We start from the raw sequence: 26,874 nt of genomic DNA on the forward strand, positions 1-26,874 counted from the left end.
CTCTCGACTTCGAATCTACCCCATCGAAAAGACACAAGCGCACGATGTGCGCGAAAAGCCAACAAAGCGGCGACGAGGCACCCTCCAGCGCCCACGCCCTGGGCCCCAGGCATCAGCACCAAACCACGGGGCAATCCCAGGTCCCACGCGGCCCCATCGCGCACATCGTGCGCTCCTACCCCTCCCGTCGGGCCGTTACTTCTTCTTGGTGGGGGCCGGTGCCGGCGCGGGCGCCGGCTTGGCGGCCGCTCCAGCCGCCGGGCACTGGCCCTGGGCGTTGAGGGTACCCTGGGTCTGCAGCTGGGCGATCATCTGCTGGCCGCGTTCCTGGCCCCACTGCTTGCCGATCTGCATGCCCTCGGCCATGGTCGCGGGCATCTGGGTGATGACCTTCTGGCCCAGGGGCGAGCGGTAGAACTTCAGCAGGCCGTCGATATCCTCGGCGGTGAAATGCTTCTGGTAGACGGGGACCATCCGGCCGATCAGCTGGTTGGTGGCGTTGGCGTCCACGAAGCCCTGCCAGTAGCTGGCCGGAACGCAGGGCAGCGCGTTCTGCATCACGCCCGCCATCTGGCTGTTCATCTGGCTGAGCATCCGCCCCATGCCCACGGCGTCCATCAGCTGGCGCACTTGCTGCTCGCTCGGCGCGGCGGCCATCGCCTGGCCCGTACAAACTGCCAGCACCAGGCCGGCCGCGATCCCTGTCCACTTACGCATGGGTATGTTCCTCTTCGGATGGATGGTCACCCCTCCCCGGGGTAGCGGCCATGGTAGCCGAGTCGGGCCGCCCGCCTGCGCCCGCCTTCGGCAGGGCTCACGAAACCCACCGCAGCGGCCCCGACCACCCCCGCACAACTGCTGTGATGAACCGTCAAAAGTCGACGCTGAATGAAGGCGGAAAACCCTTGGTATAGTCCGGGGCTTCCCCCATTTATGTAGGCACATGGACAGCATTCGCATCCGCGGCGCCCGCACGCACAATCTCAAGAATATCGACCTCGACCTGCCCCGGGACAAGCTCATTGTCATCACGGGGCTGTCTGGTTCGGGCAAATCCTCGTTGGCTTTCGACACGATCTATGCCGAAGGCCAGCGTCGCTACGTCGAGTCGCTGTCCGCCTATGCGCGGCAGTTCCTCTCGATGATGGAAAAGCCCGACGTGGACACGATCGAAGGCCTCTCGCCGGCCATCTCGATCGAGCAGAAGTCGACCTCCCACAACCCCCGCTCCACCGTCGGCACGATCACCGAGGTGTACGACTACCTGCGCCTGCTCTACGCGCGTGTCGGTACCCCGCGTTGCCCGACCCACGCTATCCCGCTGGAGGCCCAGACGGTCAGCCAGATGGTGGACACGGCGATGGCGCTGGACCCGGAGAAGCGCTGGATGCTGCTGGCGCCGGTCATCCGCGAGCGCAAGGGCGAGCATGTCCAGGTGTTCGACCAGCTGCGGGCCCAGGGCTTCGTCCGCGCGCGCGTGGACGGCGAGGTCTACGACCTGGATGCCGTGCCGCCCCTGACGCTGCGCCAGAAGCACACCATCGAGGCGGTGATCGACCGCTTCCGCCCGCGCGACGACATCAAGCAGCGCCTGGCTGAGTCGTTCGAGACCGCCTTGCGCCTGGGCGACGGCATCGTGGTGCTGGTGGACATGGACGACCGCAAGGCCGACGAGCAGCTGTTCTCGTCACGCTACTCGTGCCCCCTGTGCGACTACTCGCTGCCGGAGCTCGAGCCGCGCCTGTTCTCGTTCAACTCCCCGGTGGGTGCCTGCCCGACCTGCGACGGCCTGGGCGTGACCCAGGTGTTCGATGGCGCGCGCGTGGTCGGCCACCCCGAGCTCAGCCTGGCCGGCGGTGCCGTGCGCGGCTGGGATCGCCGTAATGCGCACTATTTCCAGCTGATCGTATCGCTGGCCAAGTACTACGGCTTCGACCCGGAAACGCCCTGGCGCGAGCTGCCCAAGTCGGTGCAGAACGCCGTGCTCAACGGCTCGGGCAAGGACGTCATCCCGTTCCGCTATATCACCGAGCGTGGTGGCAAGGTCACCCGCGAGCACAAGTTCGAAGGCATCCTGCCCAATCTCGAGCGCCGCTACCGTGAAACCGAATCCAACGCCGTCCGCGAGGAGCTGGCCCGCTACATTGCCGATCATCCCTGCCCCGACTGCGGCGGCCAGCGGCTGAACCCGTCCGCGCGCAACGTCTTCGTCGCCGACCAGGCCATCCCCTCGCTGACCTCGCTGGCCATCGACCGCGCCCTGGCCTTCTTCGACGGGCTGAAGCTGCCCGGCTGGCGCGGCGAGATCGCGGTCAAGATCGTCAAGGAAATCCGCGAGCGGCTGACTTTCCTCAACGACGTGGGACTCAACTACCTCACGCTGGATCGCCAGGCCGACTCGCTCTCGGGCGGCGAGGCCCAGCGTATCCGCCTGGCCAGCCAGATCGGCGCCGGCCTGGTCGGCGTGATGTACGTGCTGGACGAGCCGTCCATCGGCCTGCACCAGCGCGACAACGAACGCCTGCTGGGCACGCTTACCCGACTGCGCGACCTGGGCAACACGGTGATCGTGGTCGAGCACGACGAGGACGCGATCCGTGCCGCCGACCACATCCTGGACATCGGCCCCGGCGCCGGCGTGCATGGCGGCCATATCGTGGCCGAGGGCACGCTGGCGCAGGTGCTGGCCACGCCGGCTTCGGTCACCGCCAAGTACCTCACCGGTGAGCGCGGCATCGTCGTGCCCAAGGTGCGGCGTCCGGCCCGCAATGACCAGTGGCTGGAGTTGAAGGGCGCAACGGGCAACAACCTCAAGGACGTGGACGTACGCATCCCCGTCGGTACGTTCACCTGCGTGACTGGCGTCTCGGGCTCGGGCAAGTCCACCCTGATCAACGACACGCTCTACCGCCTTGCCGCGATGGAACTCAACGGCGCCGGCGAACAGCCGGCCGCTTACGAGTCGATCGAAGGCCTGTCGCTGTTCGACAAGGTGGTGGACATCGACCAGTCGCCGATCGGACGTACCCCACGCTCCAACCCCGCGACCTACACGGGGCTGTTCACCCCACTCCGCGAGCTCTACGCGCAGGTGCCCGAGTCGCGCCAGCGCGGCTACCTGGCGGGACGCTTCAGCTTCAACGTGCGCGGCGGTCGCTGCGAAGCCTGCGAAGGCGACGGCATGATCAAGGTGGAGATGCACTTCCTCCCGGACGTGTATGTGCCTTGCGATGTCTGCCACGGCAAGCGCTACAACCGCGAAACGCTGGAAGTGCTCTACAAGGGCCACACCATCGCCGACGTGCTGAACATGACGGTGGAAGATGCGTTCAAGCTGTTCGAGAACGTGCCGGTGATCGCCCGCAAGCTGGAAACGCTGCGCGCGGTCGGCCTGGATTACATCAAGCTCGGCCAGAGCGCCACCACGCTGTCCGGTGGTGAAGCCCAACGCGTGAAACTGTCGAAGGAGCTGTCCAAGCGTGACACGGGCAGCACGCTCTATATCCTCGACGAGCCGACGACCGGCCTGCACTTCCACGACATCGAACAGCTGCTCGAGGTGCTTCATAAACTCGTCGAGCACGGCAACACCGTGGTGGTGATCGAGCACAACCTCGACGTGATCAAGACAGCCGACTGGCTGGTGGACCTGGGTCCCGAAGGCGGCGCCGGTGGCGGACGCATCCTCGTCAGCGGCACGCCCGAGACGGTGGCCGCCACGGCGGAGTCGCATACAGGCAGGTTCCTGAAGACCCACCTGAAACCGGTGCGTGCGCCGGTGCCGAAGACCGCTCTCAAGGCGACCGGCAAGACGCCCGCGAAATCCGCCGCTCCCGCCAAACCGGCCGCGCCGGTGAAGACGCCCGCGGTGAAGAAAACGGCCGCCGCGACGAAAACGAGCGCTGCGACGAAGAAGACCGCCACGAAGAAGAAAGCCAAGGCATGACGACCGAGACCCCGAACACCCCCAACCCCTTCTTCATCACCCCGATGGAGGTCCGCTGGCAGGACCTGGACGCCTACAACCACGTCAACAACGCCAACTACCTCGTGTACCTGCAGGAAGCCCGGATCAAGTGGCTGCAGCAGTTGCCGGACAAGTGGTACGGCGAGGACGGTGCACCGGTGATGGCGCACAGCGAACTCAACTACCGGCTGCCCATCGAGTGGCCGGCGGACATCCAGATCGAGCTCTACATCAACCGCATCGGCAACAGCTCCATGACGATCGGCCACCGCATCGTAACCAGCGACGACGCGACGAAGATCCACTGCGACGGCAGCGTCACTATGGTCTGGATCAGCCCGAAGACCGGCCGCCCGGTACCGATCCCGCAGGCGATCCGCGATGCGGCGGGCACCATGCCCGCCTGAGCCCGGGGCGCGGCGATTCGCAAGATCACGCGCATTCACAAAGGCTATGTATGATTCGGCAGGGTCATCATGGAGAGAGTGAATCATGTCGCGTCGTATCCTTGCCCTTGCGATAGCCAGCGCCGTCGCCCTGCCCGCCCTCGCGGCCGGTGAGCGCACCTCGCTCACCCTGTACCGCGCCGACGGCGACCAGCTGTTCGCCACCAACGGCGATGCCGTCTCCGCCGAGGGCTACGCCGTCGTCCACGAGCGTCGATCCTTCGATCTCAAGGGCGGCACCCAGGACCTGTCGATCGACGGCCTGCCGTCCGCCCTGGACAGCGAGGCACTGTCGCTGCGCTTCCCCGGCAAGGACACCCGCGTGCTGTCGCAGCGCCTGCTGCTCGGCCAGGGTTTCGACGGTGCGGTGGCCGGCCTGGTGGGCCGCAATGTCACCGTGATCGGCGACGGCGGCCAGCCGATCGCCAGCGGCACGCTGGTGCGCGGCGGCGATGCGCTGGTGGTTCGCGACACCGGCGGCCAGGCCACGCTGATCCGCAACTACTCGGCCCTGCGCGCCACGGACGCGGCGGACTTCGCCCGCGGATCGACACTGCAGGTACGCGTGGCAGGCTCGGGGGCGGGCAGTACGTCCGCCCAGCTCGACTACCCCACCTCGGGCATCGGCTGGCGCGGCGCCTACGTCGCCACGCTGGCACCCGGCGACACGTGCTCGATGAATTTCACCGCCGCGGCAAGCATCGCCAACCGCAGCGGACGCGACTGGAAGGATGTTTCGCTCAAGCTGGTCGCCGGCGATGCCAACCGGGCGAAGGCCGCACCGCAGCCCAAGATGTTCATGGCACGCGCCGTCGCCGCGCCCGCCCCCATGGCGATGGAAGATGCCGCACCCGAGCAGGCCACGCTGGGCGACCTGCGCACCTACACCCTGCCAGCCGCCGTGGACCTTCCCGACGGCAGCGTGACGCAGACGCCGCTGTACGAAAGCCGCACCCTGGCGTGCGAGCGCAAGGCGGTGTACGACACCGGCATGCGTTACTACAACTCGCGGCCGCGGACGGAACCCGACATCGGCCAGCCGGCGGAAGGCACGCCCATCGTCTCCACGGTCGGCTTCAAGGCGTTCGACGCCCTGCCCGCCGGCTACGTACGTGTGCTGACGGTGGATCGCGACGGCAATGCCGAACTGCTGGGCGAAGGCCGCCTGGACGACACGCCGAAGAACAGGGACGCGACGATCACCCTTGGCAACGCCTTCGACCTGACCGCCAAACGCGAGCAGACCTCGTTCACCGCCAACGAAGCCCAGCATCGCATCGACGAAGGCACGCGCATCGTGCTGAGCAACGCCAGCGACGTGAAGCGCACGGTCACCCTGCGCGAGCATCCGGCGCGCTGGCGTGCCTGGACGGTGGTGTCGTCGTCGGTGAAACCGACGAAGAGCACGCCCGACGTCCTGGAATTCAACGTCGAGGTGCCGGCCAACGGCTCCGCCACGCTGGATTACGCGCTGCGCTACACGTGGTCGCCCGGCGACATCAAATAAGGAACCGCGCCATGCTCGACATCCTTCCGCACGAGGGCGGCATCCACGAAATCCGTCTGGCCCGCGCGCCGGTCAACGCGCTCGACATGGACCTGGTCACGGCACTGCGTGAGGCCATCGTCGATGCACCCCGCAACGGCGCCCGGGCCATCGTGCTGTCGGGTGCGCAGGGTATGTTCTCGGCGGGCGTCGACGTTCCCGCCCTGATGCAGCGGGATCGCGACGGCGTTGGCGAGTTCTGGACAGGGTTCTTCGCCCTGTGCGGCGCCATCGCCGCGTCGCCGGTGCCCACCGTCGCCGCCATCACCGGGCACAGCCCGGCCGGTGGCGCGGTGCTCACCTTGTTCTGCGATTACCGGGTCATGGCCCATGGCGTCTACAAGATCGGCCTGAACGAGGTCCAGGTAGGTCTGTCGGTGCCCGAGCCGATCCAGTTCGCCCTGCGCCGCATCGTCGGCGCCTGGCGCGCCGAGCGGCTGCTGGTGGCCGGTGCGCTGATCGATGCCGAACAGGCCCACGCCATCGGTCTGGTCGACGAACTGGCGACGGTGGAACAGGTGGTCACGCGCGCTGTGCTGTGGGCCGGCGAACTGCTCAAGGCACCGCCGGGCGCCATGCTCCGTACGCGCGCCATCGCCCGGACCGACCTGCTCGCCGTCTGGGGAAACACCGACGGGCTGTTGGGTGCGGACTTCATCGACGGCTTTTTCAGCGACGAGACCCAGGCCACCCTGCACGCGCTGGTCGCCCGGCTGAAAAGCAAATAAGCCGAAACGTTTCAGAAAAACCCGGTGATACCCGCCACGCCTTGTGCGGCGTGCAACCGCGCTTCCGCCACATCGTCAGGGCCGAGTCCACCCTGCGCGTAGACCGGCAGGGATGCCGCTTCGGCAAGCCGGGCAAAGCGCGGCCAGCCCATCGGCTCGGCGTCCGGATGGCTGGGCGTGGACTGCACGGGCGACAACGTGGCGAAGTCACAGCCCAGCCGGGATGCCAGGGCCAGCTCGTCAGCGTCGTGACACGAGGCGCCCACCCTTTGCGCGAACGGCAGCGGGCGCGCGCTCAACGCGTGCAACTGCGCGGCACCCAGGTGCACGCCGAAGCCCTCGCCCAGCGCCAGCGCACCTTCGATATCCCGGTTGAGCAGCAACGTCGCTCCGAAGCGATGCAGCTCGTCCTTCATCGATGCCGCGATCTGGCGCGTCACCGCGCAGGGCTGCCCCGGAAGACGCAGTTGCAGGAGCCGCTCTCCCCGCGCCAGCGCCACGCGCAAGACGCTGGCCACGCGATCCGGTGCTTCGCCGGCGGGCGTGATCGGGTAATGGGCCGGCAGGCGCATCGCGGCGAGGATGGGGCGATCGGCCGGCGCCAGCTGCGCCGCATCGATGTGTCGCGGGTCCTTCCACGCCAGCGCCGTGGCTTCGAGCGCCCGGGGTTCGCCGCTCCAGGCGCGGATGCAGATCGCCTCGAGCAGCATGGTGCGCTCGCCGTAGGTCCACGGAATGCGGATCAGCGCCTCGAACGAGAGAGGATCGGCAGCGATGCCCAGTTCCTCGTCCAGCTCGCGCAGCAGCGCCTCCACCGGGGTTTCTCCGGCTTCCCGCTTGCCGCCCGGGAACTCCCACAGCCCGGCCAGGTGCTTGCCGGGCGGCCGCTGGGCGATGAGCAGCCTGCCGGCGCCGTCGACGAGGACGCCGGCCAGCACGTGCATCAGACGTTCCGGACGTATTCGACCATGTCGAACGAGAAGGCGTGCTCCTTGTCCGCCGCGTGGTGCACGCGCGACACCTCGGACCACTCCTTGAAATCGATACCCGGGAAGAACACGTCGGCCCCGTCGACCGCGGCATACACCCAGGTCAGGTAGAGGGTGCGCGCATAGGGCAGCGCCTCGCGGAAGACTTCACCGCCGCCGATCACCATCAGCCCCGAGTAGCTGCAGCTGGCCTGGGCCTCCTGCACCGAACGCACCGTGACCTGCCCCGGGAAAGGGGCCTCGCCCTTGCGCGACAGCACGTAGTTGGTGCGGTCCGGCAGCGCCCTGCCGATCGATTCGGCGGTCTTGCGGCCCATCAGCACCGACTTGCCGGTGGTCAGTTTCTTGAAGTAACGCAGGTCGTCGGGGAGGTTCCAGGGAAGGCCTCCCTGCTTGCCGATGGCAAAGTTTTCGTCGAGCGCGGCAACCAGGTGTACGGCCATGGAACATCCTTCAACAAGGGAAAAGAGATCGGGCGGCGTGCGCCCGTGCGGTGCGAATGGTAGTCCTCCCCGGCCGGCGGGGAAACTAACGACCGTTTGATTTTGCCGTGCTAGCGGCGCCGCGAGGTGGCACGGGGCCGTAAATCGTCGAGTGCGCGGGCATTGTCGCGGGCCCACCCATAGATCATCTCGATCGGCTCGACCAGCCGCTGCCCGAGCGGGGTCAGGGCATACAGGACACTGGGTGGCACCGCGCCGTCCTCGACACGGCGCTGGACCAGCCCGCTGTCCGCCAGCTCGCGCAGGGTCTGGGTAAGCATCTTCTTCGAGATACCGGGCAGACTGCGCAACAGCACGCCGGAGCGGGCCTCGCCCCGGTGGCGCGCGTGCAGGGTATGCAGGATCATGCTGGTCCACTTCGTGGCGAACAGTTCCAGCACGCGGCGCGGCGCGCAGTCTTCCAGCCAGTCGTCGTCGGGGGAACCGGGTTTCATGCGTGGGTACCTTTTGGTGCCTTCTTGGAACGGGCTGCCAGCGTCTTTATGGTGAGGGGATGTCCCCATAAGAGTAACCCCATGAACCATGCACTCGTCGTCGGCGCCAGCGGCATTATCGGCAGCGCCCTCACCGAACGCCTCGTGGCGAGCGACTGGCAGGTCTCCGCGCTGGCCCGCCGACCCGGCGAACGCGCCGGCGTGACTGGCATCGCCGCGGACCTCACCGACGCCCAGGCCACCCGCGATGCGCTGGCCGGCATCGCGCCCACCCACGTCTACATCGCTACATGGTCGCGCCAGGCGAACGAGAAGGAAAACATCCGGGTCAACAGCGCGATGGTTCGCCACCTGCTGGACGGCCTGCGCGAGGCCGGCAGCGTGCGGCACGTGGCACTCGTGACCGGCCTGAAGCATTACCTCGGCCCCTTCGAGGCCTATGGACAGGGCGCGTTGCCCGAAACCCCGTTCCGCGAGGAGCAGGGGCGACTGGACGTTGACAACTTCTATTACGCCCAGGAAGACGAGGTGTTCGCGGCGGCAAAACGCGACGGCTTCCACTGGAGCGTGCACCGCCCGCATACGGTGATCGGCGTGGCGGTGGGCAACGCCATGAACATGGCGACCACGCTCGCGGTATACGCCTCGATCTGCAAGGCCACCGGCCGGCCGTTCCGCTTTCCGGGGTCCGACGCACAATGGCGCAGCCTTACCGACATGACCGATGCACGCCAGCTGGCGCGGCACCTGGCCTGGGCATCGACCACGCCTGTCGCGGCGGACGAGGCGTTCAACGTCGTCAATGGCGACGTGTTCCGCTGGAGCTGGATGTGGTCGCGCATCGCGCAGTGGTTCGGCCTGGAGGCCGCGCCGTTCGACGGCAACGTGCTGCCACTCGAACGACAGATGGAAGCGGACGCGCCGGTATGGGAACGTATCGTCGCCGAGCATGGCCTGGCCGAACCCGACATGCACCGCCTGGTCTCCGCATGGCACAGCGACGCCGACCTCGGCCGCCCCATCGAGGTCGTTACCGACATGTCGAAGAGCCGCCGCATGGGCTTCCTCGATTACCAGCCCACGGACGACGCGTTCTTCGACGCCTTCGCCCGCCTTCGCGCGGAACGCATCATCCCGTAATCGGGATGATGCCATCGGGTCAGGCGCCCCGGTCCTTCTTCAGGGCGCCTGCCTTGTGCGCGGCCTTCGCGCCCGTCTTCTCGCTGACGACCAGGTATTCGGGGTTGTCAGGCGACGCGGCCACCTCGTGGCCCTTGATCTTCGTGGGTGCGGTGAGCTTGCGCTCTACCGTGCCCTTCGTCGTGCCTTGCGACGTCTTCCACGTCACCTTGTCGCCACGCTTGGGGTTATCCATCGGTCACCTCCGCGTCAAAACGCGACCGTAGACCGCTCCACGTCGACACGACGTCTCGTCCAGGCCACCTCGACGTAAACGCCCGGAACGTCATTACCACTCGCCCGTGCCCTCCCCGCGACCCGCCCCTCGTAGGAGCCCACGATGTGGGCGAAACCTCATCGTTTTCTGAGGCGAATGAGGCAGAAGGTTAGGAAAAGCGACGGCTTCGTTTGGCGGTCGGAAACGCCTACAGGCATGAGGGGCGCGGCATCGGTCGCGCTAGCTACGTTGACGGTTCGCGCACGTGCGTGCGCTCCTACATTGAGGGTTCGCGCACGCGCGTGCGCTCCTACACGGCAACCGGCGCCCGAATGGCCGCATGCGGCTCATAACCTTCGATGGCGACATCCTCGAAGCGGAAGTCGAACACCGAGGTCACCGCCGGATTCAATACCAGGCGCGGCAACGCACGGGGCGTCCGCGCCAGCTGTGTCGTCGCCTGTTCGACATGGTTCGCGTACAAATGCGCATCGCCCAGGGTGTGTACGAAGTCACCGACGCCCAGCCCGGTCGCCTGCGCGATCATGTGGGTCAGCAAGGCGTAGCTGGCGATGTTGAACGGCACACCGAGGAAGATGTCACCGGAACGCTGGTACAACTGGCACGACAGTTTCCCGTCCGCCACGTAGAACTGGAACAGGGTGTGGCACGGCATCAGCGCCATCCGCGGCAGTTCGCCCACGTTCCAGGCGGAAACGATGAGCCGTCGCGAATCCGGGTTGCGCTTGATCTCGTCCACCACCCAGGCGATCTGGTCGACGGTCTTGCCGTCCGCGGTGGGCCAGGCCCGCCATTGGCGGCCATAGACCGGACCGAGATCACCGTTGGCGTCGGCCCACTCGTCCCAGATGCGGACGCCGTGTTCCTTCAGATATGCGATGTTGGTGTCGCCCTGGAGGAACCAGATCAACTCATGGACGATCGACTTCAGGTGAAGTTTTTTCGTCGTGACCAGCGGGAAACCTTTGGACAGGTCGTAACGCATCTGCCAGCCGAATACGCTGCGTGTACCGGTGCCGGTACGGTCGGCCTTGGTCGCGCCATGGTCGAGCACGTGGCGCAGGAGTTCGAGATAGGGTTGCATGATGGCTGTCGTCGTCAGGGCGCCGGGGCGGTAGCCGCCGACGTCGCGGGAGCCGCCAGCGGCGCATAGGGTGCGCGCCGGGACAGGGCCAGCAGCAGGATGCCCAGCGCAATGAGCGGCAGCGACAGCACCTGGCCCATGGTGACCCAGCCGAAGGCGAGGTAACCCAACTGGGCATCGGGCACCCGCACGAATTCGATCAGGAACCGGAAGCACCCGTAGAGCAGCCCGAACAGGCCGGACACCGCGTAACGGCGGCGCGGCTTCATCGAGAAGATCCACAGCACGATGAACATCACCACGCCCTCGAGCGCGAACTCGTACAGCGGATTGGGATGGCGCGGCAGCGCATCCGGCGCGTGCGGGAAGATCATGCCGATGGGCAGGTCGGTGGGCTTGCCCCACAGCTCGCCGTTGATGAAATTGCCCAGTCGACCCAGGCCGAGGCCCAGGGGCACCAGCGGTGCGACGAAGTCGATCGTGTCGAACAGCTTGATACCGTTGCGCCGCGACCAGAACAGGCCAGCCAGCACCACGCCCATCAGGCCACCATGGAACGACATGCCGCCGTCCCAGACGCGGAACAGCGCCAGTGGGTCGGTCCATATCCAGTTGATCGGCGTGTAGAACAGCATGTAGCCGACGCGACCGCCCAGCACCACGCCCATCATCAGGTAGAACATGAGGTCGCCCAGGCGCTCCGAGCTGACCGGCAGGCGGCCCTGCCGGCGGCGGTATTCGCCGAGGGCCCAACCACCGAGGAAACCGCCCAGGTACATCAAGCCATACCAGTGGACCTGGAGGGGCCCGAGCGACAGGGCGACGGGATCGAAATGGACGACGAACGGAGTGCTCATGGAAGACCTGGGGCGAACGCAGGCGCCCAGTGTACCGCCCCACCCCCGGTGTCGGGGACTGCCGGCGGCGAGGCCACCGGCGCCGGGCCCGGTTCGATGCCTCGCCTTGCCAAGGTCTTGCCGTCACGCCTTGCCGTATCCGCACGAATCGGCTATATCCCGGCGCTGGGTGCCGTCCGGGGGACGGTGCCGTCATGGATGCCGAACCACCAGGGGAGTTGAGGATGAACCATCGTCTTGTCCGGCCGTTACTGGCCGCGCTGTGCCTTGCCACTACCGCCGCCGCTGCCGCGGACCTGATTCCGGTCGCCGATTTCGCCCGCCGCATGCCGCTGACCGACCCCAAGCTTTCCCCGGACGGGCAATACGTCTCCATGGCGTTCCACGACCCTGACGGCAAGACGCACGGGTTGTCGATCTACCGCGTGAGCGACCTGAACAAGCCGGTGACGCTGATCCGCATGCCCACCTACGAGATGCCGGCGGACATGGTCTGGGCCAGCAATACGCGACTGGTGGTGGCGCGCGGCAAGGTGGACGGTTCCATTGGCGCCGCTTCCTATACCGGCGAACTGATGGCCATCGACGTCGACGGCAAGAACGCCGACTACCTCTACGGTTTCGAGAGCGTCGGCAAGCGTGCGTCCACGCGCGCCCTCGACCGCGGATGGGGCACGATCGAGGGTGCGCCGGTGACCGCCAACGGCCACTTCTACATGCGCGCCACGCCGTGGGACAACCAGGACCAGAGCACGCTGTACGACGTGGACGCCCAGTCCAGTGCCCGGCGGCAGATGGCCGACATCGCGCAGGGCGGTCTCAGTTTCATGATCGCCCCCGATGGCACGCCCCGCTTCGCCTTCGGCACGGACGACAATTTCAAGTGGGTGGTGCTGCGCCACGACGGCAGCGGCTGGACCAAACTGCCGGGCAACGCGGACCACCAGAACTTCACGCCGATCGCCAAGGTGGCCGGCAGTGAGCACATCTACGCGCGATACAGCCCCAACGGCCGCGGCGGCGAGTACGTCGAGCAGGACGAGGACGGCGGTAACACGAAGGTGATCCGCAAGGACGACTTCAGCATGGTGAGCTCCGCCGGCCTGTGGACGCCGGCACCGCTGCGTCCGTTCGGCACGATCGCCGACACGGGCGTGCCGAAGGCCGAGTACATCGACCCCCAGGCACCGATCGCCAAGCTGCACCTGGCGCTGTCGCAGAAATTCCCGGGCGCCTTCGTCAGCTTCATCGGCTTCAGCCAGGACGGCGGGCAGCTGATGTTCAAGGTGGCAAGCGACCGCGAGCCGGGCCGCTACATGCTGATCGACACCAAGACGTACAAGGTGTCCAAGCTGTTCGACGCACAGCCCTGGATCGATCCGGCGAAAATGGCCGAGCGTCGGCCGATGCGCTTCAAAGCCAGCGACGGTCTTGAACTGGAAGCCATCCTCACCTTTCCCAAGGGCGCCTCGCAGGCCAACCTGCCGATGGTGCTGCTGCCCCACGGCGGACCGCACGGCATCGCCGACGACTGGTACTACGACACGGACGCGCAGTTCCTGGCCAGCCGGGGCTACCTCGTGCTGCAGGTCAACTACCGCGGCTCAGGCGGTCGCGGCAGCGCCTTCGAGCAGGCGGGCTACCTCAAGTGGGGCACGCGCATCCAGGACGACCTGATCGACGGGGTGAAGTGGGCCATCGCCCAGAACTTCGCCGACCCCAAGCGGGTCTGCGTGTTCGGCGCCAGCTTCGGCGGTTACTCGGCGCTGATGGTGCCGGTGCGTGCGCCCGGTGTGTTCAAGTGTGCGGTGGCCTACGACGGCATCTACGACCTGAACATGATGTACGCCAAGGGCGACATCAAGCAGTCCAAGAGCGGTCGCAGCTACCTCACTACGGTGATCGGCCGCGACGAGGCCGACCTCGCCGCCAACTCGCCGACGCACCTGGCCGACAAGATCGACGTGCCGGTGTTCCTCGTTCACGGCGAAGACGACCAGCGCGCGCCCTTCGCGCAGTTCAAGGCGATGCGCGCGGCGCTGGACGCCGCCCACAAGCCCTACGAGACGCTGACCAAGCCGGACGAGCGCCACGGCTTCGTCAAGCCGGCCAACGTCGAGGAGTTCTACAACCGCTTGCAGGCCTTCCTCGAGAAGAACATCGGTTCCGGCCAGGCGACGACCGCGTCCGTGCCCTGACCGACCCATGACCTTCGCCGGTTGCCCCGGTCACGTCGCACGCGTTATCTTCGCGTGATCGTCGTGGCCGGGTGGATCGCGGCGGGTTTGGGAGGTTTCAGGGTATGCACGTCAGTTCCGGGCAGAAGCGCCACGTTGCAGGTCGACGTGCGGCGCTCGCCGTCGCGCTCGGGGGCTGCCTGCTCGGCTCCGTGGCACGCGCCCAGCAGACCGCGCCGTCGTCGGCGGAGACACTCTCGCCCGTCAATGTGACCGTCACCGGTTCGCGCATCCGCGGCACCGATGTGGAAACCGCCCAGCCGGTGGTCGTCATGGATCGCCAGGCCATCAAGGCCACGGGCCTTACCCGCCTGGACGACATCATCGCGAGGATGCCCTCCGCGGGCACACCCGAAGTCACGCCACAGGACACCCTGTCCTCCAGCCGCGATGCCGGTGGACGCTATGCCAACCTGCGCAACCTGGGCGCGGTACGCACCCTGGTACTGGTCAACGGCCGGCGCTGGACCACCAGCCTCGGTGGCCTCACCGATCTCTCCACCCTCCCCGTCGCCCTCGTGGAGCGCATCGAGGTGCTCAAGGACGGTGCCTCGTCGATCTATGGTTCCGATGCCATCGGCGGCGTGGTCAACATCATCACTACCGATCGCTTCGAGGGTGCCTCGGCGGACGTGCTGTACGGCGTCAACGGCCGCGGCGACGGCGCACAGAAGAACGGCAGCTTCACCTGGGGCAAAAGCACGCAGGACGCCTCGCTCATCCTGGGCGCCAACTACGAAGACGGCGACGACCTGAGCGATGCCAAGCGGGCACTGACGCGGTTGCCCAGCGGCCCGCGCCATCCGGACAGCGGTTTCGGGATGGGACCCTACGGCGGCGTCTACGATCCACGCCAGCCGGGGCGTGCCTACGTGCTGAACCACGGCCCCGGCGTCACCGCGGACAGCGCCGACCTGGCCGACTACCATCCCTACGACCCCAACAGCACCGCGGACAAGTACGCGACCACACGCGACATGACCTTCCGCGCGGGCAGCAAGCTGCGCAACCTGTTCGCCACGGGCCGCTACAACCTCACCGACGACATCGCGCTGCGCGGCATGGCCAGCTACGGCGTGCGCGACACCTCGTGGCAGGCCGCAGGTTACCCTCTGCAAAGCGGCGCGGGTCGCCGCACACCGCTGCTGATCGACGCCGACAATGCCTACAACCCGTTCCCCGGTGACGACACCGCATTCTTCCGGCGCACCACCGAGTTTCCGCGTGTCACGTGGGCGAAGAGCAAGACGTTCCATATCGACGGTGGTGCCGAAGGCAACTTCAACTGGGGCGACCACGTCTGGAACTGGGACGTCACCTACGCGTACTCCGAGGCGCGCGGCAGCACCACCACCAGCGGCAACATCGACCTGGACCATGCGCGCAAGGCGCTCGGCCCCACGACCGCGATCGACGGGCAACCAGCCTGCGCCGATGCCGCCGACCGGGCGGCCGGCTGCCTGCCGTGGAATATCCTCGCCGGTCCGGGCGCTACCCCCGCTTCGGTGTGGCGCTATGTCTCCTCGACCGGCACCTCGCGACAGACCACGCGCAGCAACGACATCATCGCCAACCTGACCGGCGGCGTGGTCGACCTGCCCGCTGGTGTCCTGCGCGTGGCGGGCGGCGTCGAGCACCGCGACGAGCGCGGCCGCTATGCGCCGTACGCCGCGGATGCCGCCGGGCTGACCACGCAACTGGCCAGCGCGCCCACCGATGGCGGCTACGTGGCGAACGAAGCCTACGTGGAGCTGGACATACCGCTGCTGGCCGACCTGCCGCTGGCACGCGAGCTGGCCGTCAACGTATCGACACGCTATTCGCACTACTCCGCCTTCGGCGGCCGCAGCGCGCGCAAGTACAGCTTCCGCTGGAAGCCGTTCGACGACCTGCTGCTGCGCGGCACATACGCGGAGGGCTTCCGGGCGCCGACGGTGGCCGACCTCTATGCCGGCACCAGCGAAAGCTTCGAGAGCTTCCTCGACCCCTGCGACACCGCCTACGGTGCCGCAGCCGGCCACGCCGACGTGGCCGCACGCTGTGCCGCCGCCGGTCTGCCGCCAGGTTACCGCCAGGTGGCGCAATCCGGTGCGCAGATCGCCTCGGCGACGGGTGGGCAGAACCCCGTCGCCTTCACCACGGGCGCCAATCCGGCGCTCAAGCCGGAGTCGTCCATCACGCGCACCGCCGGCCTGGTTTACAGCCCCAGCCGGCTCGATGGCCTGGACGTCACGCTCGACTACTACAAGGTGGCCATCCGGGACGTCATCACCCCGATCCTCGCGGGCGACATCCTCGACTTCTGCTACGTCGCCAACGACCCGACCTACTGCGGACGCTTCACGCGCAATGCCGCCGGGGCTATCACCTCGCTGGACGAGAGCCTGGCCAACCTTGGCTCGCTGCGCACCGAAGGTTACGACCTGGGCGTGCATTACCGCTTCCCGGTGACGCGATGGGGCGAGTTCGCCCTGCTCTCGGACAGCACCTATCTGCAGGACTACGCGCAGACCAGCGCCACGGGCGCCACGCCACGCCAACTGGCCGGCTACATGAACGGCGCGCAGGGACTGTATCGCGTGCGTTCCAACCTTTCCCTGGACTGGGCGCGCGAGCGCTTCGGCGCCACATGGACGGTACGTTATTTCTCCGGCCTGAACGATGCGTGCTGGTCGCCCGGCGTCGAGTGCAATCGACCCACGCAGACCAACGCGCTAACTGGCGTCACCGGCATCAGCCGCAAGGGCGGCGTCGCCTTCCACGACGCCCAACTCCGCTGGCAGGCGCCCTGGAACGGCAGCTTCCGCATCGGCATCAACAACGTGTTCGCACGCAAGGGCCCGCTGTTCTACAACGTGTCATCCGCCGGCGGCGGCAGCCCACCCTACAACCCCGCCTACGACATCGACCGCTACTTCTACGTCGGCTACCAGCAAAAGTTCTGACCGCCCAACGTACGCCGCACACGCGTACCTCATGCTGCATACCCCGTGTAGGAGCCCACGATGTGGGCGATCCACCCCGCCGCACCCCTCACTGAACCATCGACGCACCTTGCTGCTGCGCCTGCGCCATCTGCTGTGTCGTCTGCTCCCTCTGCCGATCAACATCACCGATCTGCTGTATCGACTGACCTGCCTCGGGCGGCGGCCGACTCAGATCGATCTTTGCCGGTGTCGCCATCGGATCGTTGGAATCCACAACCAGCCGCATGCGCTCACCATCGAGGTGGACATAGTCCAGGCCGCCGGCGGCAATGCGGTTCTGGTGGCAGGCGGCGGTGAACTGAAGCAGGCGATCTTCCGACGCTTCCGGCAGCCGTTGCTGCAACTCGTTATAAAGAGCGTGCTGCGCACTATCAGGATGACGGGGGTCGTCGCGGGAAGGTGATGCTTGCGGTGAAGCGATCACGGCTCGATCCATCGGATGCGCCGCAGGGCCGTCACGCTCCGCGTTACTTCGCGAGTGCTGCATGGGCTCGACGACGCGGTTCTCCGTGCCGATGCCTACGTGCCCCGCCGATCTCAGTTCTGCGATGAAGGCCTGCCCTTGCACCATCGATTGCGTCGCGTCATCCGCCCTCCCGGTGACCGGCAAGGCATGAGCGGACTGGAAGCGAGCGACCGCCGTCTGCGTCGCCATATCGAGTTCACCGTGGGTTGCCAGCGGCTTGCCTGCCATGTCGCGAATGCCGAGGGTGTTGAGGTTCTGCTGGAGGCTGCGGATGGCGTCGGAACCCTGGCGTTCGGGCTGTACGCCGTGGTGTTGTGCGACGTTGGGCATTACAAAGGCAGCATTCCCGCGCTCCGCATTGGCGGCACGGGCCACGAGCTGCGGTTCTTCCTGACGCATCGAATGGGATCGCATCGGCTCCGGCATCGCCTGTAGCGGCGACGCCATAGACAGATCACTATCCCGCTGCCGGGCCGCGGCTTCTCGCGATGTATCCAGCGCCTGCAAGGCATCGATACTTGCCGACCGCGAAACCGGGACGCCTAGCGTGTCAGATGACGTCTGTGTGGCTTGCAAGCTCGGCCGACCCGGACCAATCGCCTCGCCGAACCGCACATCCGTAATCTCGGTCATTCCCTGGCGCTTCGCCTCGTCGACGAGCCCAGTCGCCAACCGGTCCACTTGATCGGCTTCGAGATCGAAGCCGGAGCGCACATGCAACTCCAGGATCTGCACGCTGGCGGACTGATACATGGCATGGTCGGGATGAGAAGGTTCGCTCAGCTTGGCAGGCGGGTCGATGGCCACAGAGCCGAGGCCACCGCTATGGACGCCGACGGGATAACGTGGGCCGACCTGGGACGCAAGGCTCGGATCGAAGGGATCGGGTGGTGCGCACGCAATGATCTCGCGAACATCCACGCAATGCGGCGGCGACGCCTGCGAACCCATGATGTCCCGATGTCCGTGCTGCCTGAACTCCGACGTGCCGTAGAACCACATGTGGTCCTCGGAGTGGTGAATCACGTACATGCTGGGGTCGGTCGGCTCCGGTAGCCGACTCACCAGCGGTACGTCGCTGTGCGCGTTGAGAAAGTCGGCCGCCATGTTGAAATTGAGCGTCGACAGGCCGTTCTGGTGATAGCTTCCGCCGATGTCCGAGTGGGCACCGGGGACGGTCACGCCTACGAATCGCCCATCCGCCGAACGACCAGGCGGCAGGATCTGCGTGGAGGGAAAGGCGTTACGGCGCTCGTCGCGTGCCGTGATCTGCAAGCCGGATACCGTCGACGAGGTAGGCTGTCGATCGTGGTTGTTTGGCGTACCCGTCCCCACCGGATCGAACAGGATTTCGCTCATCAGCGTCTTGCCGGGCTCTCGAAGCGGCGGCAGCGCCCAGGAAACATCGGTATGCCCGAGCGAGCGCTTTGTTTCTGTACGGCCGGCGTAATCCTGAATACCCAGCTCATTTACCATGCGCACGAAGCCGGCAGCTTGCTCGGCGCCACGACTAAAACCAGTCGCCACCACCCTGATATCCGCCTCCGGATCATCGGTTAGCCATTTCTTCGACGTAAAAGCAAAATTGCGGTACATCCATTCAATACGCTCGCCATACGACTGACCAGTCACACCATCGATGGTTTTTGAGATGAAATTTTCCTGAGTTCCCGCACCTCGAATGTACTCTGACACAACCCGCCCATCATGGCTCTCAAATGAATCGATCTGATCGTGCAGTAATGCGACATTAGTTGCGTGCTCCGGTTCGGCATACTTGTCGTTACCGGTACCGTCAAAGTTCGCCACATACAGACGAGCGTGGGGGTTCAACGAATTGAACATTCTCGGCACAGTTACCGAGCCGATCTCAGAAGCAGACCTTGCATAGGAGTTATAGTCCTCACGACTCAGGCTCTCCATGCGCACCGAGTCAACGATACGGCCTTGCTTGTTACGTTTATGCTTTTCGCTCACTTCCATGCGTCCCTAGCTAGAATTTTTTTGAATACGCAAGAACAAGGTCATGTCGGTAATTGGTGTGCTTATTACGTGGGTCCATCGGACGAATCAAAGGAATCATGGCTTTCATATACACGTGCACGGACCGCCCCTCGACGACGAGGATAATGTCGGGCGGCATGTAAGACACGGCAAGGTTTACGTCGCCGATATTCAACTGGGGCGAATAGATAACCAACCTTGACTTAAAGATCTCTTCAAGATCTATTTCTTCTTCATGCATCTCACCATCTTTCGAAGTCCATACGACTTGGGCTTTCGAGGGGAAATCAAGAATGCCCCATCCCCCTCTGAGATTTTTGCTAATCGCAGAGGTAAGAGGACCTGATGGCTTATCCTCATTCACGACGTACGATTTGTCATAGAGAACACGGCAGGCAAGTGTGTCGTAGCACCTGGCAGAAAAATTATGGTCAAAAAATGGCATGATCAACTTGCCATTTTTAACGGTGGGCGGAACATATCTACGATCGATGCTCGACCCATATAAGACATGGGCAGCCGTCCCGTATTCCTGCCTTGGACTTCTATGACCATCAGAAGCGCAGCCACTCGCAGCACAAAGCACCGTTGCCATGGCAAGATTTCGATAACTGCTCATTTCTCCGTCCTCAGCCTCTCTGTCTTTCATTTTTTCCAGACCTATCGGATCAGCTATAAAGGGCTTCGGCTTAGGCTCTTCAGCCATGCAGCCTCCCGCAGCACCCAACTCGATTCGCGTACGCGCATTGGCTATTTCCAATTCCCGCTGCAAACGCAAGTCGTACAGAGGATCGGGCGCTCTCAACTTGTGTACCGCACGAAACGACGATGATCGCGTCTGCCTCGGCAAGGATTCATCGTTTGTCATTTCTACCTCGATCCCGTCCCACTACGCCCCGCTGGACGTCTGCCGCAACGCATCCAACACCGGCCCAGTTCCTCGTTCACCAGCCGGACGACCAGGTTTAGGCAGCGGAGCGCTCTTCTCCCTACGCACGCGCACAGGCGCCACCCCCGCCCGCTCGCGGAACATCTTGTCCTTGAAGAACCAGTTCTTCCGCGCGCGAATCGGCTTGCAGCCTTCGTAGAAGATCAGCTCCTCATCACCGGGAAGCTCCTTGATCTCCTGCGGCAACAACAACGCCCGACGTTCCTCGCTATGACTGGTCGACACCTGGTGCGAACCACTCCCACGACTCGTGTTGCGATGCTCCTTGCGAACGGTCTTGTAACCGAGCATTTCGCTGTACTGGTTGGCGTCGGCCTGCTCGCGTGGCGCGAACACAATCTGGGCACCGTGGTTGGTGATGAAGTTTTCCGCATCGTGGTCGCCGTACGCCGCGCGTAGCTGCGCCCGGCTCTGCACAATGCACAGGTCGCGCACGCCGTAGCTGGCGGAGATGGAAATACGCTTGGCCCATACATCCACGCGGCCCATGGCCGTGAACTCGTCCATGAGCATCAGCATCTGGTAGCGGAGGTCGGGCTCTTCCCCAAGCTGCCTTCCGAGGTTGTTGCCGATCACGGTGCTGAAAAAGATGTTCAGCAGCTTGGCGCTCTCGTCCAGCTTGTTGGTCGGGATGATGACGTAGAGCGTGGTCAACTTCTTCCGGAGGCTGGTCACGTCGATGTCGCTGTCGTTGGTGGCGGCGGCCAGGATGGGGCTCAGGAATTGCTGCAGTGGCGCGTGCATGGAGGCGACGACTGAAGAGAAGGTCTGTTCGGCCAGACCCACCAGGTTGCCGAACACCGTTCGGGTCTGGGGGCTGATGTAGTCATAGGAGGGATCCTTCAGCAGTTGCTCGAGGGTTTCCCGGGTGCTCCCGTGGTGCTCGCCGCTGGAAAAGCGCAGCACGCGTTCGAAGCTGGGGAACAGCGGTGCCTCTTGCTTCGCGCCCGGCGCCCCCTGCCCCTGGACAACGGCACGACCCGCCGTCTTGTGTTCCCACGCTTCGAACAGGTACGACGTGAACGCCGTAAAGGCGGCACGACTCTGCGACGTCCAGAAGGGATCGCCGCCCGGCTGGTCGGGATACAGGATGGCGGCGATCGTCTGGATTTCACCGATGCGCTTGTCCGGGCTCATGCCCTCGAGCGTGGTCATGGGATTGAAGCGATGCGTGTCGCCGTTCTCGTCGTAGGGCGCCCACACGCGGATGAGCTGGCCCTGTTGCTCGCGCCAGCCGCTGGTGGCCTTGTGCAGCTCACCCTTGAGGTCGAGCACCACCATCGACTGCTGGTAGGAAAGCAGCACGGGAATGGCGATGCTCGTGGTCTTGCCCGAACGGGTCGGACTGATCGTGATGACGTGCTGCGCACCGCCCAGCCAGAGGTAGCGCCCCCTGAACTTGCCGAGCAGGATGCTCTGCGGTGTCTGCTTGAGCAGGCCCGCCTTCTTCAGGTCCGATAGCTTCGCGAAGCGTGCCTCGCCGTGCATGGACTCGGCACGCCCGCGCAGCGACGTAACGAGGACGAGCAGCCACGCGAGCAGCGGCACGCCGAAGCCCGCCGCACCGCACAGCTTGATCTTCATGGCATACGGCGCGACCTGCGGTAGCTCCAGCGCACGCACATACTGCCAGTAGGTAACCGCCTCCAGCGGCACCTGGTCCAGCTGCAGGGCCCACAAGGTAAGAAACCCCGCCAGGTATTCCCCGCCCGCTGCGCCGAGCACTGCGAGGATGGCGAGCGTCGTCGTCTTGGTCGTGCCACTCATCGTCCGGTGATCCGTCACTGAAAAATCGGATCGCAAGGATGCGCCAGCGGCACGCCGAATCAGAGCGTCCCGGGCAAGAAAGTCCTATTTTTCAGATTTATTCTATGCCGGTGAACTTTCTCATCGGCTGGGTGCCCGGGGGATCAGAGCACCAGCGGACGATCGGGCAACTGGTTCTCACGCGGCCGGCCGTCGCCCGGAAAATGCCGTGACAGCAAGGCTCCCGCTTCGGCCACGCCTGTCTGCACCGCTTCGCGGAAACGGCCGCGGGCGAACTCGTCGCGCATGTGGGCCGTGATGGCATCCCACTCCGGTGAGGAGACCAGGCGCGAGATGCCCCGATCGGCGACGATCTCGATGCGGTGCTCGGCGAGCAGGACATACAGCAGCACACCCGAGTTGTCCTCGGTGTCCCACACGCGCAGGTGCGAGAACAGCATGGCGGCGCGATCGCGTGCAGTAACGCCGGCGAGTACCGACGACAGCGGCAAGCGCGACTCGATCACCACACGCAACTCGCCTCGGTGGGTGACCTCCCCCGCCGCGACGGTTTTCGCGATGGCATCCAGCGTGGCGGCCGGGAATTGCCGGTTCATCTGGAACCAGGCGCCAAACAGGTTGCTGACGATCCGTTGCATCACCATCACCAGCTCCCCGACGAACCGCCACCACCAAAGCTGCCGCCGCCGCCGCTGAAGCCGCCACCGCCACCACCGCCGAAACCTCCACCACCACCGCCGAAGCCACCGCCACCAAACCCGCCGAAGCCGCCCCAGCCACCGCCGCCGATATCGCGACCGCTGCCGAGCGGGATAGCCATGAACAGCGCACCCGCCACCAGGCCCACCACCCCGCCAAGCAGCGAATGCAGGAACAGCCAGCCCAGGCCGCCCGTCACCAGGCCGCCGAGCGGTGCACGAACCCCCAGCGGGGCGCGACCGAGCACACCGCGCAGCATCAGCACGCCGAAGAGCAGGGGAAGCAGCAGGCTGCCGCCGCCACGACGTCGCTCATGGCTCTCGTCCGGAGCGACGGGCGCCGGTAACGCCTCGCCCTGCACGATCTGGGTGATCGCGTTGAGCGCCTCGGTGATACCGCCGTAGTAATCGTTGGTGCGTAGTTTGGGCGCCATGTACTCGCGGATGATCCGCGAGGCGATGGCGTCGGGAAGCGCACCCTCGAGCCCGTAGCCGACCTCGATGCGTACGCGACGGTCGTCCTTGGCCAGCAGAAGCAACACGCCGTCGTCCGAGCCCTTGCGGCCCACCTTGTTGGCCTCGGCCACCTTCAGCGAGTAGCTCTCCAGGTCGTCCGGCTGGGTGGTCGGCACCATAAGCACGACCACCTGGGCCCCCTTGGTCTTTTCCAGGTCGGCCAGGCGGGCATCCAGCTGGGTCACCTGATCGGTGGACAGCGTGCCTGTCAGATCGGTGACATGCCGCGACAGCGTCGGCACGACCGCATCGTCCGCCGACACCGCCAGGGGCGGCGCCAGCAGGGCAACGGCAAGCAACAGCCGTGCGGCCAGCCGCCGCATCAGTGAGCGGCCGACGCCGCCGGGGCCGGAGCCTGGCCGGGTGCCGGCGCCGGGGTCGAGCCGAAGTCGACGGTGGGCGCGGTGGAGATGGCCTTCTCGTTCTCGACGCTGAAGTTCGGCTTCACCTGGTAGCCCATGACCTTGGCCGTCAGGTTGTTGGGGAACGAGCGGATCAGCACGTTATACGACTGCACGGCCTGCACGTACCGGTTGCGCGCCACGGTGATGCGGTTCTCAGTACCTTCCAGCTGGGCCTGCAGGTCGCGGAACGAGCCGTCGGCCTTCAGCTGCGGGTAGTTCTCGCTGACCACCATCAGCCGCGACAAGGCGCCGGTGAGCTGGCCCTGGGCCGCCTGGAACTTGGCCAGGGCTGCCGGATCGTTGGCCAGCTCGGGGGTGATCTGCGTGGAGCCGACGCGGGCGCGGGCGTTGGTCACCTCGGTGAGCACGCGCTCCTCGTGCTGGGCGTAGCCCTTCACGGTATTGACCAGATTGGGAACCAGGTCGGCGCGGCGCTGGTACTGGTTGAGCACCTCGGACCAGGCGGCCTTGACCCCTTCGTCCTCGCGCTGGATGGCGTTATAGCCACACCCCGACAGGAAACCCGCCAGGGCGACGAGGGCGAAAGCACGAAGAACGTTTTTCATGGCGCGGATTCCTTTGGGTGTGCGGGGCACAACTTAACCCAAAGGCGGTGAAAGCGGACGATACGTCGACGACGCGGCTCAACCCAGCCAGCGCGGCACCAGGATAAGGCCCCAGCTGATCATGACCATCACCAGCAGCAGGAACACCGCGGCGGAACCCATGTCCTTGGCCCGGCCGGCCAGTTCGTGGAACTCCGGACTGACCTTGTCGACCACGGCCTCGATGGCGGAGTTGAGCAGTTCAGCCGACAGCACCAGGATCGGGAAGGTGATCAGGACGATTTTCTCGACGCCCCCGTGCCCCAGCCAGAGCCCCAGCGGAACGACGACCACGGCGAGAAATACCTCAAGCCGGAAGGACGCCTCATGGAGATACGCCGCTTTCAGGCCCTTCATGGACCACTGGAAGGCCGCGAAGATCTGCCGCGGGCCGCGGGGGACGGTGGTGGCCATGAGGGATCAGGCGCCGGAAGCGGACGGGGGAAACGGGATCGGGAACATGGCGCCGGCCTGGGAGGTCACGAAACAGCCTCGCATCATGCCATAGGCCGCCTGCCCGGCGTCTGGCCGGGTCGCCCACGGCCTGCCGTGGTGAATCGCCGCGCCCCTCTGGCGCTGCAGCACAACCCGGCGGAGCATTTGTATTACGCTTGAAAAGCTGTGGCCCCGTTCAGGGTCGCCGCGATGGGAGCGGGCCTGCGGGCCCGTTCGCTGTTTCCAATGCGTCCGGAAAATACATGGCAACCCAGAACCCGCCCATTTCACAGACCAAGTCCTTCAGCACGGTCTTCCTCATCGAGATGTGGGAGCGCTTCGGCTTCTACGGCATGCAGGTGCTGATGGTCACCTATATGGTGAAGAAGCTCGGCTTTCCCGATGTCGACGCCAACCTCGTCTGGGGCGCGGCCGCCGCCCTGATCTATGCCACCCCGGCCATTGGCGGCTGGATCGGCGACCGGTTCCTGGGTACCCGCCGCACCATGCTCACCGGTGCCGTGGTGCTCATGGTCGGCTACGCGCTGCTGTGGATTCCGACCGAGAACACCTCGTTCCTGTATATCGCGCTGGGCGTGATCATCCTCGGCAATGGCCTGTTCAAGCCCAACGCCGGCAACCTGGTGCGCAAGATCTACGAAGGCGACGAGGTCAAGATCGACAGCGCGTTCACCATCTACTACATGGCAGTGAACGTCGGCTCGACCATCTCGATGCTGCTCACGCCCTGGATCCGCGACTACGTCGGCGCCCATTACGGCGACGCACTGGGCTGGCACACGGCCTTCGGCGTCTGCTCCATCGGCCTGATCCTTGGCCTGGTCAACTACTTCTTCATGCGTCGCACGCTGGCCCACGTCGGCTCGACGCCCGACGAGGTGCCGCCGGTGATGAAGAACGTGCTGGGCATCATCGGTGCCGGCATCCTGATCATCGCCGCCTCGGCCTACATCCTCCAGAACCAGGGCGTGGCACAAGCCTGCGTGTATATCGCCGGCGTGGTCATCCTGGGCATCTTCGCGCACCTGATCCGCTCCAGCCAGCAGGGCGAGCGGGCCGGCCTGATCGCCGCGCTGGTGCTCACGGTACAGACGATCTTCTTCTTCATCTTCTACCAGCAGATGTCGACCTCGCTGAACCTGTTCGCGCAGCGCAACGTCGACCTGGACTTCAGCCTGTTCGGCTGGCACATCCTCACGTGGATTCCCGAGCAGTTCCAGTCGCTCAACGCGATCTGGATCGTGATCCTCTCGCCGATCCTGGTCTGGATCTACAACGCGCTGGGCCGTCGCGGCAAGGATTTCCCGGTCGCGGCCAAGTTCGCCCTCGGCTTCGTCGCCGTGGCCGTGGGCTTCTTCATGTATGGCCTGGGCGCGACCACCGCGGTCGCCGGCAAGATCTCGTCCTGGTACATGGTCTGGGGCTACGGCTTCTACTCGCTGGGCGAGGTGCTGGTCAGCGGCCTGGGGCTGGCGATGATCGCCCGCTACGTGCCCGCGCGCATGGGCGGCTTCATGATGGGCGCCTACTACGTCGCCTCCGGCGTGGCCCAGTACATGGGCAGCGTGGTCGCCAACTATGCGGCCATCCCGGACAACATCACCGATCCGCTGGAATCCCTGCGGATCTACACCAGCCTGTTCAACAAGCTGGGCTTCGTCGGCGTGGGCTGCGTCCTCATCGCCGTGGCGATGCTGCCGCTGATGAAGAAGCTGTCGCTCAACCATGCCCTGGCCAACGTGCCGCCGGTACCCCCGGTACACAACGAAGACCTGTGACGCGACGAGGGCCGCCCCAGCGGGCGGCCCTCGTGA

The 26,874-nt window shown here is 65.6% G+C and carries 22 protein-coding genes; 8 read left to right on the forward strand and 14 right to left on the reverse strand.

Features of this window, described 5'->3' with window-relative positions:
* Nucleotides 1-195: 195 nt before the first annotated feature.
* Nucleotides 196-717: a DUF2059 domain-containing protein gene (locus tag QRN34_RS09240; protein ID WP_285403981.1), complete on the reverse strand. Its 522-nt coding sequence runs from the start codon at nucleotides 715-717 to the stop codon at nucleotides 196-198.
* Nucleotides 718-943: 226 nt separating this feature from the next.
* On the opposite strand from QRN34_RS09240, the gene uvrA reads away from it, so the two are divergent.
* The 4 genes from uvrA (at nucleotide 944) to QRN34_RS09260 (ending at nucleotide 6,687) form a co-directional block, all read left to right on the forward strand.
* Entirely contained in the window at nucleotides 944-3,946 is a 3,003-nt protein-coding gene (uvrA, locus tag QRN34_RS09245) for an excinuclease ABC subunit UvrA (RefSeq protein WP_285403982.1), read from the forward strand.
* Nucleotides 3,943-4,374, forward strand: a complete 432-nt coding sequence (locus QRN34_RS09250) for a thioesterase family protein (protein WP_285403983.1) — start codon at nucleotides 3,943-3,945, stop codon at nucleotides 4,372-4,374. Before uvrA ends, QRN34_RS09250 begins: the two co-directional genes overlap by 4 nt.
* A gap of 85 nt (nucleotides 4,375-4,459) precedes the next feature.
* Complete coding sequence (locus tag QRN34_RS09255) at nucleotides 4,460-5,920, forward strand: DUF4139 domain-containing protein (RefSeq protein WP_285403984.1); 1,461 nt, start codon at nucleotides 4,460-4,462, stop codon at nucleotides 5,918-5,920.
* 11 nt (nucleotides 5,921-5,931) lie between these two features.
* The gene (locus QRN34_RS09260) at nucleotides 5,932-6,687 is read left to right on the forward strand and encodes an enoyl-CoA hydratase/isomerase family protein (protein ID WP_285403985.1); all 756 of its coding nucleotides are present in this window, start codon (nucleotides 5,932-5,934) and stop codon (nucleotides 6,685-6,687) included.
* Nucleotides 6,688-6,698: 11 nt separating this feature from the next.
* Here QRN34_RS09260 and QRN34_RS09265 read toward each other — a convergent pair whose 3' ends face one another.
* From QRN34_RS09265 to QRN34_RS09275, 3 genes are all read right to left on the reverse strand, one after another.
* Complete coding sequence (locus QRN34_RS09265; protein ID WP_285403986.1) at nucleotides 6,699-7,631, reverse strand: Nudix family hydrolase; 933 nt, start codon at nucleotides 7,629-7,631, stop codon at nucleotides 6,699-6,701.
* The gene (locus QRN34_RS09270) at nucleotides 7,631-8,119 is read right to left on the reverse strand and encodes a dihydrofolate reductase (protein ID WP_285403987.1); all 489 of its coding nucleotides are present in this window, start codon (nucleotides 8,117-8,119) and stop codon (nucleotides 7,631-7,633) included. The genes QRN34_RS09265 and QRN34_RS09270 overlap by 1 nt, the downstream gene beginning before the upstream one ends.
* Nucleotides 8,120-8,229: 110 nt before the next feature.
* Nucleotides 8,230-8,613 carry a helix-turn-helix domain-containing protein gene (locus QRN34_RS09275; protein ID WP_285403988.1) on the reverse strand — a complete coding sequence of 128 codons (384 nt, stop codon included), beginning with the start codon at nucleotides 8,611-8,613 and terminating at the stop codon, nucleotides 8,230-8,232.
* An 81-nt stretch (nucleotides 8,614-8,694) separates the two neighbouring features.
* Here QRN34_RS09275 and QRN34_RS09280 point away from each other — a divergent pair, with 81 nt between their 5' ends.
* The gene (locus QRN34_RS09280; RefSeq protein ID WP_285403989.1) at nucleotides 8,695-9,753 is read left to right on the forward strand and encodes an SDR family oxidoreductase; all 1,059 of its coding nucleotides are present in this window, start codon (nucleotides 8,695-8,697) and stop codon (nucleotides 9,751-9,753) included.
* A 19-nt stretch (nucleotides 9,754-9,772) separates the two neighbouring features.
* Here QRN34_RS09280 and QRN34_RS09285 read toward each other — a convergent pair whose 3' ends face one another.
* From QRN34_RS09285 to lgt, 3 genes are all read right to left on the reverse strand, one after another.
* Nucleotides 9,773-9,988 carry a DUF2945 domain-containing protein gene (locus QRN34_RS09285; RefSeq protein ID WP_285403990.1) on the reverse strand — a complete coding sequence of 72 codons (216 nt, stop codon included), beginning with the start codon at nucleotides 9,986-9,988 and terminating at the stop codon, nucleotides 9,773-9,775.
* Between the two features lie 331 nt (nucleotides 9,989-10,319).
* On the reverse strand, nucleotides 10,320-11,114 hold the full coding sequence (locus QRN34_RS09290) for a thymidylate synthase (RefSeq protein ID WP_285403991.1): 795 nt from the start codon (nucleotides 11,112-11,114) through the stop codon (nucleotides 10,320-10,322).
* A gap of 14 nt (nucleotides 11,115-11,128) precedes the next feature.
* Entirely contained in the window at nucleotides 11,129-11,971 is an 843-nt protein-coding gene (gene lgt, locus QRN34_RS09295; protein ID WP_285403992.1) for a prolipoprotein diacylglyceryl transferase, read from the reverse strand.
* A gap of 224 nt (nucleotides 11,972-12,195) precedes the next feature.
* Between lgt and QRN34_RS09300 the strand changes: the two genes are divergently transcribed.
* Both QRN34_RS09300 and QRN34_RS09305 read left to right on the forward strand, forming a co-directional pair.
* Nucleotides 12,196-14,169 (forward strand): prolyl oligopeptidase family serine peptidase, encoded by a 1,974-nt coding sequence (locus QRN34_RS09300; RefSeq protein WP_285403993.1) that lies wholly within the window; start codon nucleotides 12,196-12,198, stop codon nucleotides 14,167-14,169.
* A gap of 104 nt (nucleotides 14,170-14,273) precedes the next feature.
* Complete coding sequence (locus QRN34_RS09305) at nucleotides 14,274-17,153, forward strand: TonB-dependent receptor (protein ID WP_285403994.1); 2,880 nt, start codon at nucleotides 14,274-14,276, stop codon at nucleotides 17,151-17,153.
* Nucleotides 17,154-17,241: 88 nt separating this feature from the next.
* Here QRN34_RS09305 and QRN34_RS09310 read toward each other — a convergent pair whose 3' ends face one another.
* The 7 genes from QRN34_RS09310 to QRN34_RS09340 all read right to left on the reverse strand — a co-directional run bounded on the left by QRN34_RS09310 (nucleotide 17,242) and on the right by QRN34_RS09340 (nucleotide 25,018).
* A complete protein-coding gene (locus QRN34_RS09310) occupies nucleotides 17,242-19,644 on the reverse strand; it encodes a DUF2235 domain-containing protein (RefSeq protein ID WP_285403995.1) in 2,403 nt (800 codons plus the stop codon).
* A 10-nt stretch (nucleotides 19,645-19,654) separates the two neighbouring features.
* Nucleotides 19,655-20,533 (reverse strand): hypothetical protein, encoded by an 879-nt coding sequence (locus tag QRN34_RS09315; protein WP_285403996.1) that lies wholly within the window; start codon nucleotides 20,531-20,533, stop codon nucleotides 19,655-19,657.
* Between the two features lie 21 nt (nucleotides 20,534-20,554).
* Nucleotides 20,555-22,381: a type IV secretory system conjugative DNA transfer family protein gene (locus tag QRN34_RS09320; protein ID WP_285403997.1), complete on the reverse strand. Its 1,827-nt coding sequence runs from the start codon at nucleotides 22,379-22,381 to the stop codon at nucleotides 20,555-20,557.
* Between the two features lie 143 nt (nucleotides 22,382-22,524).
* Nucleotides 22,525-23,025 carry a TPM domain-containing protein gene (locus QRN34_RS09325; protein WP_345782897.1) on the reverse strand — a complete coding sequence of 167 codons (501 nt, stop codon included), beginning with the start codon at nucleotides 23,023-23,025 and terminating at the stop codon, nucleotides 22,525-22,527.
* Nucleotides 23,025-23,918: a YgcG family protein gene (locus QRN34_RS09330; RefSeq protein ID WP_285403999.1), complete on the reverse strand. Its 894-nt coding sequence runs from the start codon at nucleotides 23,916-23,918 to the stop codon at nucleotides 23,025-23,027. The genes QRN34_RS09325 and QRN34_RS09330 overlap by 1 nt, the downstream gene beginning before the upstream one ends.
* Nucleotides 23,918-24,565 (reverse strand): LemA family protein, encoded by a 648-nt coding sequence (locus tag QRN34_RS09335; RefSeq protein WP_285404000.1) that lies wholly within the window; start codon nucleotides 24,563-24,565, stop codon nucleotides 23,918-23,920. The genes QRN34_RS09330 and QRN34_RS09335 overlap by 1 nt, the downstream gene beginning before the upstream one ends.
* Nucleotides 24,566-24,643: 78 nt before the next feature.
* Nucleotides 24,644-25,018, reverse strand: coding sequence for a diacylglycerol kinase (locus QRN34_RS09340; RefSeq protein ID WP_285404001.1), 375 nt, complete (start codon nucleotides 25,016-25,018; stop codon nucleotides 24,644-24,646).
* Between the two features lie 284 nt (nucleotides 25,019-25,302).
* On the opposite strand from QRN34_RS09340, the gene QRN34_RS09345 reads away from it, so the two are divergent.
* Nucleotides 25,303-26,838: an oligopeptide:H+ symporter gene (locus QRN34_RS09345; protein ID WP_285404002.1), complete on the forward strand. Its 1,536-nt coding sequence runs from the start codon at nucleotides 25,303-25,305 to the stop codon at nucleotides 26,836-26,838.
* Nucleotides 26,839-26,874 lie beyond the last annotated feature (36 nt).

It is taken from the genome of Luteibacter sp. ME-Dv--P-043b (assembly GCF_030209605.1).
GTDB lineage: Bacteria > Pseudomonadota > Gammaproteobacteria > Xanthomonadales > Rhodanobacteraceae > Luteibacter.

Bases quoted from the DNA above. Each gene is read 5' to 3' on its own strand.
- QRN34_RS09240 (WP_285403981.1), bottom strand. From the start codon at position 717: ATGCGTAAGTGGACAGGGATCGCGGCCGGCCTGGTGCTGGCAGTTTGT.
- uvrA (WP_285403982.1), top strand. From the start codon at position 944: ATGGACAGCATTCGCATCCGCGGCGCCCGCACGCACAATCTCAAGAAT.
- QRN34_RS09250 (WP_285403983.1), top strand. From the start codon at position 3,943: ATGACGACCGAGACCCCGAACACCCCCAACCCCTTCTTCATCACCCCG.
- QRN34_RS09255 (WP_285403984.1), top strand. From the start codon at position 4,460: ATGTCGCGTCGTATCCTTGCCCTTGCGATAGCCAGCGCCGTCGCCCTG.
- QRN34_RS09260 (WP_285403985.1), top strand. From the start codon at position 5,932: ATGCTCGACATCCTTCCGCACGAGGGCGGCATCCACGAAATCCGTCTG.
- QRN34_RS09265 (WP_285403986.1), bottom strand. From the start codon at position 7,631: ATGCACGTGCTGGCCGGCGTCCTCGTCGACGGCGCCGGCAGGCTGCTC.
- QRN34_RS09270 (WP_285403987.1), bottom strand. From the start codon at position 8,119: ATGGCCGTACACCTGGTTGCCGCGCTCGACGAAAACTTTGCCATCGGC.
- QRN34_RS09275 (WP_285403988.1), bottom strand. From the start codon at position 8,613: ATGAAACCCGGTTCCCCCGACGACGACTGGCTGGAAGACTGCGCGCCG.
- QRN34_RS09280 (WP_285403989.1), top strand. From the start codon at position 8,695: ATGAACCATGCACTCGTCGTCGGCGCCAGCGGCATTATCGGCAGCGCC.
- QRN34_RS09285 (WP_285403990.1), bottom strand. From the start codon at position 9,988: ATGGATAACCCCAAGCGTGGCGACAAGGTGACGTGGAAGACGTCGCAA.
- QRN34_RS09290 (WP_285403991.1), bottom strand. From the start codon at position 11,114: ATGCAACCCTATCTCGAACTCCTGCGCCACGTGCTCGACCATGGCGCG.
- lgt (WP_285403992.1), bottom strand. From the start codon at position 11,971: ATGAGCACTCCGTTCGTCGTCCATTTCGATCCCGTCGCCCTGTCGCTC.
- QRN34_RS09300 (WP_285403993.1), top strand. From the start codon at position 12,196: ATGAACCATCGTCTTGTCCGGCCGTTACTGGCCGCGCTGTGCCTTGCC.
- QRN34_RS09305 (WP_285403994.1), top strand. From the start codon at position 14,274: ATGCACGTCAGTTCCGGGCAGAAGCGCCACGTTGCAGGTCGACGTGCG.
- QRN34_RS09310 (WP_285403995.1), bottom strand. From the start codon at position 19,644: ATGGAAGTGAGCGAAAAGCATAAACGTAACAAGCAAGGCCGTATCGTT.
- QRN34_RS09315 (WP_285403996.1), bottom strand. From the start codon at position 20,533: ATGACAAACGATGAATCCTTGCCGAGGCAGACGCGATCATCGTCGTTT.
- QRN34_RS09320 (WP_285403997.1), bottom strand. From the start codon at position 22,381: ATGAGTGGCACGACCAAGACGACGACGCTCGCCATCCTCGCAGTGCTC.
- QRN34_RS09325 (WP_345782897.1), bottom strand. From the start codon at position 23,025: ATGGTGATGCAACGGATCGTCAGCAACCTGTTTGGCGCCTGGTTCCAG.
- QRN34_RS09330 (WP_285403999.1), bottom strand. From the start codon at position 23,918: ATGCGGCGGCTGGCCGCACGGCTGTTGCTTGCCGTTGCCCTGCTGGCG.
- QRN34_RS09335 (WP_285404000.1), bottom strand. From the start codon at position 24,565: ATGAAAAACGTTCTTCGTGCTTTCGCCCTCGTCGCCCTGGCGGGTTTC.
- QRN34_RS09340 (WP_285404001.1), bottom strand. From the start codon at position 25,018: ATGGCCACCACCGTCCCCCGCGGCCCGCGGCAGATCTTCGCGGCCTTC.
- QRN34_RS09345 (WP_285404002.1), top strand. From the start codon at position 25,303: ATGGCAACCCAGAACCCGCCCATTTCACAGACCAAGTCCTTCAGCACG.